Annotated in this window: 13 protein-coding genes; all 13 read right to left on the reverse strand. The window is 43.4% G+C overall.

Features of this window, described 5'->3' with window-relative positions; genetic code table 11:
• Positions 1–9: 9 nt before the first annotated feature.
• The 13 genes from QWT69_RS16135 to QWT69_RS16195 all read right to left on the reverse strand — a co-directional run bounded on the left by QWT69_RS16135 (position 10) and on the right by QWT69_RS16195 (position 12,510).
• Entirely contained in the window at positions 10–576 is a 567-nt protein-coding gene (locus QWT69_RS16135) for a hypothetical protein (protein ID WP_317967395.1), read from the reverse strand.
• Positions 577–678: 102 nt separating this feature from the next.
• A complete protein-coding gene (locus QWT69_RS16140) occupies positions 679–2,091 on the reverse strand; it encodes a MutS-related protein (protein WP_317967397.1) in 1,413 nt (470 codons plus the stop codon).
• A 365-nt stretch (positions 2,092–2,456) separates the two neighbouring features.
• The gene (locus QWT69_RS16145; RefSeq protein ID WP_317967399.1) at positions 2,457–2,873 is read right to left on the reverse strand and encodes an RDD family protein; all 417 of its coding nucleotides are present in this window, start codon (positions 2,871–2,873) and stop codon (positions 2,457–2,459) included.
• A gap of 143 nt (positions 2,874–3,016) precedes the next feature.
• The gene (locus QWT69_RS16150; protein WP_317967401.1) at positions 3,017–3,361 is read right to left on the reverse strand and encodes a hypothetical protein; all 345 of its coding nucleotides are present in this window, start codon (positions 3,359–3,361) and stop codon (positions 3,017–3,019) included.
• On the reverse strand, positions 3,358–3,582 hold the full coding sequence (locus QWT69_RS16155; RefSeq protein WP_317967403.1) for a hypothetical protein: 225 nt from the start codon (positions 3,580–3,582) through the stop codon (positions 3,358–3,360). The genes QWT69_RS16150 and QWT69_RS16155 overlap by 4 nt, the downstream gene beginning before the upstream one ends.
• Positions 3,583–3,629: 47 nt before the next feature.
• Positions 3,630–4,229, reverse strand: coding sequence for a hypothetical protein (locus QWT69_RS16160; RefSeq protein ID WP_317967405.1), 600 nt, complete (start codon positions 4,227–4,229; stop codon positions 3,630–3,632).
• 114 nt (positions 4,230–4,343) lie between these two features.
• The gene (locus QWT69_RS16165; RefSeq protein ID WP_317967407.1) at positions 4,344–5,801 is read right to left on the reverse strand and encodes a protein adenylyltransferase SelO; all 1,458 of its coding nucleotides are present in this window, start codon (positions 5,799–5,801) and stop codon (positions 4,344–4,346) included.
• 52 nt (positions 5,802–5,853) lie between these two features.
• Positions 5,854–6,372 (reverse strand): glycosyl-4,4'-diaponeurosporenoate acyltransferase CrtO family protein, encoded by a 519-nt coding sequence (locus QWT69_RS16170; RefSeq protein ID WP_317967409.1) that lies wholly within the window; start codon positions 6,370–6,372, stop codon positions 5,854–5,856.
• Between the two features lie 64 nt (positions 6,373–6,436).
• Positions 6,437–7,561, reverse strand: coding sequence for a glycosyltransferase family 2 protein (locus QWT69_RS16175; protein ID WP_317967411.1), 1,125 nt, complete (start codon positions 7,559–7,561; stop codon positions 6,437–6,439).
• A 145-nt stretch (positions 7,562–7,706) separates the two neighbouring features.
• Positions 7,707–9,212, reverse strand: a complete 1,506-nt coding sequence (locus tag QWT69_RS16180) for a phytoene desaturase family protein (RefSeq protein WP_317967413.1) — start codon at positions 9,210–9,212, stop codon at positions 7,707–7,709.
• Between the two features lie 16 nt (positions 9,213–9,228).
• Entirely contained in the window at positions 9,229–10,092 is an 864-nt protein-coding gene (locus tag QWT69_RS16185) for a phytoene/squalene synthase family protein (RefSeq protein WP_317967415.1), read from the reverse strand.
• Between the two features lie 13 nt (positions 10,093–10,105).
• Positions 10,106–11,626, reverse strand: coding sequence for a phytoene desaturase family protein (locus QWT69_RS16190; protein ID WP_317967417.1), 1,521 nt, complete (start codon positions 11,624–11,626; stop codon positions 10,106–10,108).
• Between the two features lie 176 nt (positions 11,627–11,802).
• Entirely contained in the window at positions 11,803–12,510 is a 708-nt protein-coding gene (locus QWT69_RS16195) for a polysaccharide deacetylase family protein (RefSeq protein ID WP_317967419.1), read from the reverse strand.
• Positions 12,511–12,542: the final 32 nt, after the last annotated feature.

The raw sequence follows: 12,542 nt of genomic DNA on the forward strand, positions 1-12,542 counted from the left end.
ATCCCATCGCTAGCCTCTTTTGTATTCAATCCCATCGTCACTGAATTTCTTCTCAAGTAACTTTCGATACCGCATCATGTAATTATCGTTGGCTAAAATCATAATGTTGCCATCATTGAAGTGAAAGTCAAACTTGGCAAATCCACCTTCTTTCGGCAATTCCCGGAAGACGACTTTCTCAACCTCTTCCCATGTATAGACATATTCCTTGGACAGCATCGAGCTTTTGAATGCAACCGAGTCAGTCGCTACACGGACGTATCGTTGTGACGCGTCCACAAAACAGAGTAGAACCAATAAGCCTATTGCGGCACTAATCATCTTTGCTTTCTTGTTTATCTTGAGAAAATAAAGCAAAAAAGATGTAATTGTCAGTAGCACAAGACCAATGCCATACAAGAAATACGCTTCCTTTGGGACTTGAACGAGTAAAGTGGTGCGTGTTTCATGTAAAGTCTTCGCTACTAGTGTAGGAATGATTGCGAGAAGTATCGGAAATAATCCAATGGAGCCCATCCCTATCGAGAGGAATGTATGACTTGCATCAAGCTGGTGTAATCCTTTTTTCATCTGCATCTTCTAGCCCCCCTTCTTTTCCTTTTTATACGGTAAAAGGATAAGAAAGGTTTCGTATAATCAAATTACTTTAAATATAAAAAACGACGTTTACAGGTTTGTTTATATACTGTTCCACTCTCTTTCGAGGAGAAAGTCCTCTGCCAACCTGTTTGCCTGCTCCGTTATTCTTGTAGGATATGCGAGTACTTCCAACAGCTTAATAGCGTTTTTTGTATTCGATGGACCCCGATAAATTGTATAGTCAAAATGGATATCCCCGTCTTTGAACTTCTCTGTAAAATGGTAGTTGTCATAAGACGATTTCATAATTTCGGTTAGTTCGATATCATGTGTAGCGGTTATATTGATGCCGTTCGTATTTGATAGCCAGTCCATCATCGCAGCAGATGCGGCAATCCGTTCGATAGTATTCGTCCCTTTCAGCAACTCATCAATAACCGAAAGGCAAGGCTTTCCTTTTTCGAGCATCGTAATGATCCGCCTCAATGATTTTATTTCCGCGATGAAGTAACTGTCTCCATCCAGCACATTGTCTTGCACAGCCATAGACGTTGCGACGTAGATTGGCTTCATACGCCATGTATCCGCCAGCACCGTATTGATTGTCTGAGCAAGAATCGCATTGATGGCAACTGCTTTGCTGTATGTCGATTTCCCTGATGCATTCGACCCTGTGATTAACGTAGTCTTTCCTAAATCTGACGAATTTGTCACTGGGTCGGTGATTAAAGGGTGCGCCATATTCGTGAATGATATCTCCATTGAATCCGTAAACGAAGGCACACAATACGCCTGAAGAGTGTGCCGGTAGTAGGCGACAGCAATAGACGCATCAAGCCTGCCGATGATTTCCCATATAGCACGGTAATTCTCCTTATGTTGCGACACGGTTCCAATAATTCTATTATAAGAAATAAAATCAAGCAGAAACAGAATTCGGATGTATTCGACTATCGCGTCAAAATCCCCGTTACCTTTTGTACCCATCGACACAAAATTATTCAGCCATAAAACCTTCTTTAATGGCTTCAAATTCCCCTTCAACTTTCTCGTTTCCTCTTGGATTTTATCATCAGGGATAGCCGCCAACTGATTACCGGTATTGATGATATTTGCGACATAGCTAACCGAATGCAGACCGTATTCCACTATCTGTTTATGGCGGTAATACATTATCCCGTTGATGATAAATGACATGAACAGACAAAGAATACCTAATTTCAATTGGACAAACAGTAGAATAATCGAAGCGACAGGCAGCAGTGCCAGTACATTGAAGATTAGTGGATTCTTAACACCTCGTGTATGGTTTCCGTAAAAAAAAGCTGAAGAGTCCGTAAAATCATGCTTACCGAGTTTAGAGAGTGGGAGCAACACCTTTTCACGCAGCTCTTCAATTTCCATTGCTCGATAGAGTTTTTCATCTTCCTCAAGTGTTTCTTGCGACAGCTTAATATCTCTCAACTGATTCAGCAAATACTCCGAACCAACTGACGTCTGTGTATAATTCAACGTGTTAAACACCTCATCCATGGACAGATCACGCCATGTTAAAGCATCAATACCATTATACGTTTTACCTCTTCTTTCGTTCTCCCAATAGGTGATGATGGATTCTTTCGATTCTCGTTTCCTATCGAATGTTCCCGTTTACCATTCCTTTTTAAACTGTCTACGTTTTTTCCGATCTGTGGTCAACTTTTGATAGCCAAGTACACCGATGATGACTGCGGCAATCACGATTATGTATATCAAAGTCTCAACCCCATTCACATGCTACTTCTATTTACGCAACTATCCTTGTTTAGTTTCATGGAAAATAAAAAACAGCATACTACCTGTCAAATTGACAGATGTATGCTGGCTTTATGAAATATTTAATTTTTAATAACCCATGTACCTGCAATATAATCGTGCAGACCACGTTTCTCAGCTGTGACACCGACCATGATATAGCCTATGTACAAAATTCCAGAAAGCATGTAGCTTAAAAACCGACCGAATGCTCTGCCCGCTGAAATTCTTTGGCCTTCTGCATCGATAACGCGCAGATTCAGCAATTTCTTTCCAACTGTCCCTTGCATTCTGGAACTCGTCGTCAGTGTGTAATATAGGGCGACAAGAATAATATTTGTAAAAATGAGTACGACAAGTACGCCTGCGATTACACCTTCTGAGTCCGTGAATAGCGACATCATTTGGAGTGCAAAGTTAATGATGAACAATGGAACGAAAAGTACAACACTATCAATAATATTCGCAAGAACACGAATCCAAAAACCTGCATATACCATACATTTCCCTCCCTTCACTCTACAAATCTATTCGATTTGGAAGATTCAATACGTTGAAAAAATAACCAACGTCTCTTATCATATCGTACTAGATTAGATTTGTAAAAAGGGGAAATGCTTGGAAAATTATTACCCTTTTAAAACTATCCTCTTTTATACTCAATTCCATCATCATTCAATTTCTTCTCAATCAACTTTCGCCATGCCTGCACTTCCAAATTATTAGACAGTGTCAAGACGTTGCCATCTTTGAAATGAAAATCGAATTTCGACGTTCCTTTGTCTAATGGCACTTCCCGGAACACTACTTTTTCGATATCCTCCCATGCATACTCATACGTTTCTGACCAGATGGACTTTTTGAATGCCAGCGAATCCCAAGCTAATCGACTGAACTGTTGCGATCCGTTCGCAAAACAGAAAACAGCCAACAGAATGATGATTGCACCAATCTTTTTAGCTTTTTTACTTACTCTTAGAAAACTCAACAAAAAAACGTGACAGTCAAGAGCAACAATCCAATTCCATAGGTCACATAAGCAAATTGAGGTATTTGCAGCAATACAGTGGATGATGTCTCGTGCAGTGTCTTAGCAAGCATCATCGGCGTTACAATGAGAAGTATCGGGAACAAAACGAAAGAGGACATTCCCATCGCCAAAAATGTATGACTTGAATCAAGCTGATGCAGTCCTTGCTTCATTTCCATTTCTTTGCCCCCCTACACACATTCCCAATCAATCTTACTTATTATCACTATGATGTCGATAAACCATCAAATTTAGGAGTAAGCCATTTACTATACTTAACGTCACTTTCACTCATTTTTAAGTGAATGATATTTCTCCAACCTTGCATAATGACGCTATCTACAAGAGTTGCCACATTACCATCTTTAAAATGAAATTCATAGTTTGAGTAGCGTCGTTCTACATCAGTTTGATGATAGACGACTTCCTCAATATCTTCCCAAGCATATTCATATTTTTTTGACCAGAGCGAATCCTTCACAATGATGGAATCTAATCCCACTCTGGAGAAACGCTGCGAACCATCTGCAATACACAAGGTTGACAATAATAATATTGCACAGCCAACGAGCTTGCCCTTATTACTTCCCTTAAATAAAAACTGCGATATACATGCACACGCAAACAGCAAATAGCCGATTATATAAAGGACATACGAAACCTTCGGCAACTGTACAAATAATGTAGAAGGTATATCATGCAACGTCATCGTCACGGCAGGTATAGCAAGGAATAACCAAATCGGAGACAAAAAAATCAACATCATTCCCCACCCTAAAAACGTGTGATACCATTCAAGCTGATGCAACCCTTGCTTCATCTGCATCCTCTTACCTCCTCTAATTCTTTTACTACTATGATAGACAGTTTTTTTACTATAGTCAATAAATTTCAAACAATTAAAAAAGGACTTCACCACTTGGGTAAAGTCCTTTATCATTTAAGTACCGCAATACGTGTTATATGGAATTTCCGGATCAGCTGGTTCTACATAGTCTTCCTGATCAGGCGAATAAGCGTATGGATTTTTCAGTACATCTAGCAAATTCCCGGCAACTGTCATATCCCCTTTGACAGCGGCAACTAGCGCCTCTTCCACTCGATGATTACGCGGAATAATGTTCGGATTATGTCTCTTCATAAACGCCTGAACTTCAGCTTCAGACTTATTTTGTCTCGTTCGCCTTGCATCCCAACTTATTTTCCATTCCACAAACTCCTGTGTATTGCTCATCGGCAAACTGTCCAACTGATCGAGTGTCAGTGCACGGAATGTATTCGTATAGTCCGCTTTATTCACTTTCATTAGTTGCAGTAAATCTTTTACTAACTTGCCATCTGACGCCTCTTCATCGAAAATCCCCAGTTTCGCACGCATTCCTGCTAACCAATGATTATGGAACAACTCGCGAAATGTAGAGAGCGATTGTTGCGCAATTTGTACAGCTTTATCCTTATCATCATCAAACAGCGGCATTAGCGTTTCCGCTAGGCGGGCTAGATTCCATTCAGCGATGCCGGGTTGATTGCCGTAGGCGTATCGAGCTTGTCGGTCAATCGAACTGAAAACGGTCGCCGGATCATATGTATCCATGAACGCACATGGTCCGTAGTCAATTGTTTCTCCACTGATTGCCATATTATCCGTATTCATGACACCGTGAATGAAACCGTTCAGCTGCCATTTTGCAATGAGAAATGCTTGTCGTTCGATGACACTATCAAGTAGCGCGACGTATTTATCCGACATCAGCGCGAGATCAGGGTAATGGCGCTCAATCGTATAGTCCGCTAGCGTACGTAAATCCTCTACAACTTGACGCGCCGCCGCGTATTGGAATGTACCGACACGAATATGACTTGATGCGACTCGCGTAAGCACAGCACCTTCAAGCGTTTCTTCACGGTACACCAGCGAACCCGTCACGACGACGGCCAAACTCCGCGTCGTCGGGATGCCGAGACCTTGCATCGCTTCACTCATAATGAACTCACGCATCATTGGTCCAAGTCCTGCCCGTCCATCTCCTCCGCGTGAAAATGGCGTCGGGCCAGATCCTTTGTATTGAATGTCAACACGTCTGCCATCCGGTGTCAGCTGCTCGCCTAGAAGCACAGCACGACCATCACCGAGCATTGTGAAATTGCCGAACTGATGGCCTGTATAAGCTTGCGCAATCGGCTCAGCGGATTGAGGGATGTGGTTCCCCGCAAGAACTTCAATTCCTTCCGCACTTGTCAACGCTTCCGCATCAAGTCCGAGCATCTTTGCCAAATGTGGATTGAATGCAATCAGTTTCGGTTCAGGTGCTTCTTCCGGTAATACATGTGCATAGAACACTTCCGGTAATCGTACATAGCTGTTGTCGAATTGCCAGCCGAATTGATCTTTCGTCATCGTAACCGCTCCTTCTTCCGTTTCAGTTGTTCTCCAGTGTACACCACATGCCCTATGTATTCACGTTTGAAACGCTTCGTTTACGCGCTACCATTTCCGCATTGATAAGCCTTTCAAGACGCGGCCGGTTAAACCGTTGCACGATAATGAGCGGAAGATTGAACAGAACCGCATATGCGACATTAAGCCAAGCTGCCCATAAAGGGTTCCAAATAAAAAAAAGCACACTCGGTACGATTGTTAACCAGTGAACGAATTCAGCGCGGCGCGATTCAAGAAGAAACAGACCCAAAGATGTCCGATCACGTCCGTGCAGCGTGCTTTTGTCGTACCCGTTGCGGATGAACAATGTACCGTCCGGAATATGCCTTTTCCACTTCTTCACGTTGAAAAACTGTTGCCAAATACGTCCTTCCCGCTCCCATGAAAACTGTTGGAACAACCAATCGTTTCGCATAAACCAAGAAACAGGAACGCGCTGGATAGCTATAGAAATAACCAGATGCAATAGCAACCACGCAAATGCATCTAGTAAAGCTACCCATAGAAGAGGCAATTCAACAAGCGGCATGTCGCACACCTCCAATTACCGGAATGGATTTCACATCCTTGTTTACACTTCTTATTTACATCGATCATACATCAATATCCCGTCCGCGCCACGTCACCCGTTTTCTTCGTTTCGACAAGTACATTGAATACATAAAGACGAGGATAAAAAAGATGAACAGCAACGGAAACATTGGAATTGTCCAATTGGCAAAAACACCTGTTTTCCGCACAGAGCGGGCGACGCCCCACATATATGCCACATAGAGCATAACCGCAACGACGAGCTGGAGCCACAACTTTGTAATTACCGGAAAGAGAAATAACAAAGAACTTAAAATTCCGCCGACAACCCACAAATTAATGAGCAGCATGACAGAAGGAAGCGTCGAAACAGACCCCGAAGCCATGCTTTTTGAATAACCCTGTATTAATTGACCGAATCCTTCCGGATACATGCGCAACCATGCTACCCCACGGCCACTCATGCATGTGACAGGCAAGCCTTTATCCTGAAATTCATTGCCGAGTGCCAGATCGTCCATTACCGCACCTTTTACCGCTGCATGTCCGCCAACTTCCATATACTCTGCCTTTGTGCACAGCATACAAGGACCGAACGACCCCGCACTCTTAAGTGAATCACCTTTCACCGTAAATACGTTCATCCCAGCCATGACAACGACAGGGAATATAGACGCGATCTGTTCATACCAGCGCTCTGGTCTATGATCGGGTTGCAACGACAAGATTCCTGTGCCGCCTGACTCTTCAAAGCTCGCCACATACGTCACTAAACTATCAGGTCCTTCAAACACCGTATCCGCATCCATAAACAATAGTAATTCACCTGTCGCTGCCTCCGCTCCTGTCCAACAAGCGGACGACTTGCCAATCCAACCTTTGTCAAAACGTTCATTTGGCAATACTCGAGCGCCATATGAGTAAGCGACTTCCGCCGTCCTATCCGTCGAGTGATCATCGACAACAATCGTTTCGACTTCTATACCTCTTTGCGCTGAGATTGATTCGAGCAGAGGTAACATCCGCTTCTCCTCGTTGCGTGCAGGAATGATAATCGTCACAGAAGAACGAGAAGTACCTGTCAACCGAGCGTCGCTGTCTAAGACAGGTACTTTCCACAGCACAAGTAAGCCACATGTCAATCCTATGACGGTGACAGCTACACTAAACACAAACAGGATTGACATATACGCTCCCCCTTTTTAAAAGTCAATTGCGCCTCGGCGTAATTGCGTTAGGATTTTAATAACTCCCTCTACATGAAATGCTTTTCTGGCGTCCATCTCACCACTTATAGAAGAGGGGACTTCTGCTGAATCAAATTAACCCCTATCACTTGCGTTTCAATAAACCGTCGCGTTTCAGGATTGCTTTGCACACTTGTTGACCGCTCAACGTCACCATCGGCATACCGCCACCTGGGTTCACAGTGCCCCCAACGAAATACAAATTATCGAATCGGTCGCTATGCTTTTTATGTTTAAAGCCTTTATTCTTCTTTTTGTCAGATAATGTTCCGTATATCGAACCACGGTGCGATCCATATGTCCGCTCGATATCATGTGGTGTCCACACGTCACGAGTTACGATATTTGCGCGCAGATCCGTCAGTCCCATGCATTCAAGTTTATCGAGGACACGTTCTTCAAGTCGGGCATAGTCTGTTGCTGTGAAAGGCTTGTCCTGGATATGCGGAATATGGGGCAGGACTTTCAAGTTTTCATGTCCAGCAGGCGCTTGCGATGGATCGGTCTTATTCGCATTGACGAGGTAAATTGTCGGGTCGTCGGGCAACTTGTGCTGCTGGAACACTTTGTCCATCTGCCCTTGTAAATCTTCCGAAAAGAAGAAGTTATGGTGATTGAGTTGTGGATACAGCTTCTTTACACCAAGATGAAGAACGAGTCCCGAGCTCGACGGTTCGAATTTCCTCTCGAGCCGATCGATTTCCTTCTGATCAGTATCGACCATTTTATCGTAGAACGGAATGACTTCCATGTTAGAGATAAAATAGTTGGCAATAGCTACCGAACCGTCCGATAGTTCAACCCCCGTGATTTGGTCTTTACGCGTTAAAGCCTTCGTTACTTCAACGCCTGTATACAAGGAGACGCCGGCTTCTTTTGCAAGTGCGTGAAGCGCATCCGCAAGTTTATGCATCCCGCCAGGCACATACCAACAGCCTTGTGCGTGTTGCATATAAATCATCATATTGAGTACGGCAGGTGCATCGTATGGCGAAGAACCGACGTACTTGATGAAATAGGACAGCATTGTACGTAAATGAGGATTGCTGATTCGTTTGTCGATGGCCTCGAACATCGTTGAGTTCAAGTCGAATCCTTTAAGCGATGAAAAGACGCCATGATGCTTGATCACTTGCGCCGTCGTATCCAGGCCCTCTTTGAAATACCCTTCATCGGTCATGTCATACAGATTTTTCGCATAGCGCAAAAATGCGGCATATTCTTTCATGTCGCGTTTGGACAGATGGGGATTTTCATTAGCCATCTTATTGAGATCGCCATACAGATCGAGTACCGCTCCGTCTGGAAAGAACGAACGCCATTCCCGTTCCAGGCGAACAATCTTCACATAATCTTGCATCCGTTTACCACTACCGGCAAATAGTCTTTCAAAAATATGTGGCATCGTCAAGATGGACGGTCCCAAGTCGAATCCGAAGCCATCCTGCTCCAAGCGGTTCAACTTCCCGCCCAGATGTCCATTCTTTTCATACAATGAAACTTCATATCCCCGTTGCGCTAGCGAGATTGCAGCAGACAGTCCGCCCAACCCGCCACCGATAACGATGGCTGTTTTCATTTTTCGTGACATGCGTGCACCTCTTTCCTTAAATTGAAGCTTGCGCCGCGATTTTCACCATTTCCATCTTGGATACATAATTCTTCTTTCGGAAACAGTCATATTTATTTTTGCGTACACTGTCCAATATCCCACGGTACACCCGTGCGGAAGCAATAACTGCAAACTTGCTGTCTTCATCGAATCCGTCACTGTTGCCAATAAAGTCCGCATACAATTCTTCTGCACGTTCTGCCAGCGACTCCCACAATGCTATGAAGTTATCCGAAATGATCCCTTTGGACAGTTCATGTTTGGAATAACCGAAGGCGGCCATTTCGTGAACCGGCAAATAGATCCGATTCTTCTCCAAATAGTCTTCCCCTATGTCACGGAGAATGTTCGTAATCTGCATCGCGATGCCTAGATTCACAGCGCTCATAGTCAAATCCTTGTCCGTATCAGAAGCGATAATCGGCAACAGCATCTTGCCGACAGACCCCGCGACATACGTACTATACTCCTCAAGTTCCTCCCGCGTATTCGGAGATGTAAAATGGATATCCATTCGCTGTCCTTTCAACTGGTCAAAAAACGGCTGGATTTCCATGTCAAACCGGTTAAACACATCTCGGAGCGCACGCCATAACGGCAAATCTTTCTCTTGGCGTTGCGCAAACCGATTCAACTCATCTGTTAAATGATCGAGTGCGACAAGTTGAGACGCAGACGTCAGATTTTCATCGACACTGTTGTCCGCTTGGCGGCAAAAGGCATAGATAGCATAGACAGCGTTCGCTTTCTCTTGCGGCAATGTTGAAAACGCGTAGTAAAAGCTTTTAGAATAGCGTTTTATGATAGCTTCACAATATCCATAGTCTTCGACGAGAGACGGTTTTTCATTAATTAGCATGATTTGACTCCTTTCATCTCGTGTGGAATAGAATTCCTTTGTCGTCATGAAGCAGTTCTTCTGTCGCGATACGTGCGGATAGCAGAACAATTGGAACACCCGCACCCGGGTGTGTGCTGCTTCCCGTGAAGTAAAAGTTTTCGCAATGTGTCGCCTTGCTCTGCGGACGCATATGATTACTTTGGCCCAATGTAGGCTGAAGACCAAACGTAGCGCCGTTATATGCGTTGAACCGTTCTTCAAAATCTTTCGGTGTCATGAATGTTTCGCTGACAATTTCATTCTCCACGTTTTCAAATCCTTTAATTTCCTTCAAGGCATCGAGCACATATCCTCGATAATGAGCAATTGTCTCTTCATCCCATTCGTATTGCGCACAGGATTTGTCCGATACGGGTACAAGAATATACAAACCGTCCTTACCTTCTGGCGCCAATGAAGGATCCAGTTTCGATCCCATATAGACGTAAAATGATGCGTTTTCAAGTTTTTCCCCAGCAAAAATCCCATCCAAATTTTCACGTAAATGTTCATTGAAGATGAAATTATGCGCAGTCGGCACTTCATCATATTTCCGGTCCATTCCGAGATACATCAGGAAGCAGGAACAGGAATATTTCATGCTGTCGATTTTTTTATCCGTATACTTTCCTTTCGCTTTCGGTTCCTTAACAAGGTTCTTCATCGCATATGGGAAATCTGCGTTACACATGACGAAATCGGATTCGATTACTTCACCTTCGATTCGGATCCCTTTCGCTTCACCATTTTCGATAACAATTTCATCGACTGGTGAATTGTAATGAACTTTACCACCCAACTCCAGAAACAGCCTTTCAAGTGATGTAGCCATCGTATACATTCCACCTTTAATGAACCAAACACCATAAATGAACTCGATCATCGGAATCATCGAATAGAGTGAAGGACCGCTATACGGGGATACACCTATATAGAGCGTTTGAAAACTAATCATCTGTTTCAAACGTTCATTTTTGATATATTTGCTTAGGAATTTATCCGCATTATCAAATGTTTTCAACTTCATACCTTGGCGAAGCATTGATAGATTATAAAAGTCTGATGGCTTGCGGAAAGGCTTTTGGAGGAAATGTTCCTTTGCAACGAGGAACCTTTTGTAAATCTCCTGCAAATAATCTAGAAATCCTTGTGCGTCTGCTTCGCTAATATCTTCAAACACTTCCATCAGCTTTGTCATTTCGGATGAAATTTCGTAATGATCTTCCGGCTTATTTCCAAAGAATACACTATACATCGGATCCAACCGTTCCATTGGAATATAGTCATCAGGATCACGTCCGCACAATTGAAAGATTTCACGATACAACTCCGGCATCATGACAATCGTCGGTCCGAGATCAAATGTATAGCCATCCTTTTCAATGCGGTTCATCTTGCCGCCCGCCAATGATTCCTTTTCATACAATTCAACTTCATACCCGGCATGTTGCAATCGGATTGCACTCGCAAGACCCGCAACCCCAGCCCCGATAACCGTCACTTTTTTCTTCATCTAAATTTCCACCTCTCATCACCATCATTATACAAAACATTATACAACATAACTTTTAGTCGAATAAACGGTATATAAAATGAAATAACCTTATACAATGCTTATACACTACTTTTATTCACATGACAAGCTATAGAGTACAATAATGCTAGAAAAAATAGAAAATACCCCTGTTTTTACACAGAGGTACCGACTGTTTTAAATTCAGTTTCTTTTAACGTTGTTTCTTCCAAGTACATAGATAGCTTGTTCAACATATGGGCAGGCGCTGTTGAATCTGCTCCTGGATTTGTGCCGTCATCATGTAATAGAACTATGGAACCGTCAGATGGTACCTTATGTAAACCGTCCAACAACCCGGTTTCACAATGGGCAACTTTCCAATCCTTAAACATATGTGACCATAATACAATCTCATAAGGCTTGGACATATGTAGTGATGTTGCATTAAGAAAGCCCCATGGTGGACGGTATAACGTTGGACTTTCACCCGTCAATTCCTTGATGGCGTGATCCGTTTCTTCAATCTGTGTTCGTAATTGAGAAGGGGTTAATAACCAGCTTGATGTATGTTCGTAGTGATGGATGCCAATCCGATGCCCTTCGTCATGCATCCGTTTAACGATAGCGGGATAGGCACGCACTTTTTCACCGACTACAAAAAACGTTGCCTGGATCTTATGTTTTTTCAGCAGGTCCAACAGTTGTACCGTATAAACAGGATGCGGCCCGTCGTCGAACGTTAAAGCAATCCCTTTCCCGCTTGGCATTTTTTTTGTTATACGATGCCCAATTGTTCGAATCACAGCTGTTGCACCCATTCCATAAGCAAACGGAAGTAGCGCCAGTCCCGCCGCGACAATGAATACTGCCCGTTTTTTCATCGGTACACCTCCTAATTCCTTCATGTATACGC

Source organism: Sporosarcina oncorhynchi, from assembly GCF_033304615.1.
In the GTDB taxonomy this organism is placed as follows: domain Bacteria; phylum Bacillota; class Bacilli; order Bacillales_A; family Planococcaceae; genus Sporosarcina; species Sporosarcina oncorhynchi.

Excerpts from the sequence above, each read along its gene's own strand:
- QWT69_RS16135 (WP_317967395.1), bottom strand. The coding sequence starts at position 576 with ATGCAGATGAAAAAAGGATTACACCAGCTTGATGCAAGTCATACATTC.
- QWT69_RS16145 (WP_317967399.1), bottom strand. The coding sequence starts at position 2,873 with ATGGTATATGCAGGTTTTTGGATTCGTGTTCTTGCGAATATTATTGAT.
- QWT69_RS16155 (WP_317967403.1), bottom strand. The coding sequence starts at position 3,582 with ATGGAAATGAAGCAAGGACTGCATCAGCTTGATTCAAGTCATACATTT.
- QWT69_RS16160 (WP_317967405.1), bottom strand. The coding sequence starts at position 4,229 with ATGCAGATGAAGCAAGGGTTGCATCAGCTTGAATGGTATCACACGTTT.
- QWT69_RS16165 (WP_317967407.1), bottom strand. The coding sequence starts at position 5,801 with ATGACGAAAGATCAATTCGGCTGGCAATTCGACAACAGCTATGTACGA.
- QWT69_RS16170 (WP_317967409.1), bottom strand. The coding sequence starts at position 6,372 with ATGCCGCTTGTTGAATTGCCTCTTCTATGGGTAGCTTTACTAGATGCA.
- QWT69_RS16175 (WP_317967411.1), bottom strand. The coding sequence starts at position 7,561 with ATGTCAATCCTGTTTGTGTTTAGTGTAGCTGTCACCGTCATAGGATTG.
- QWT69_RS16180 (WP_317967413.1), bottom strand. The coding sequence starts at position 9,212 with ATGTCACGAAAAATGAAAACAGCCATCGTTATCGGTGGCGGGTTGGGC.
- QWT69_RS16185 (WP_317967415.1), bottom strand. The coding sequence starts at position 10,092 with ATGCTAATTAATGAAAAACCGTCTCTCGTCGAAGACTATGGATATTGT.
- QWT69_RS16190 (WP_317967417.1), bottom strand. The coding sequence starts at position 11,626 with ATGAAGAAAAAAGTGACGGTTATCGGGGCTGGGGTTGCGGGTCTTGCG.
- QWT69_RS16195 (WP_317967419.1), bottom strand. The coding sequence starts at position 12,510 with ATGAAAAAACGGGCAGTATTCATTGTCGCGGCGGGACTGGCGCTACTT.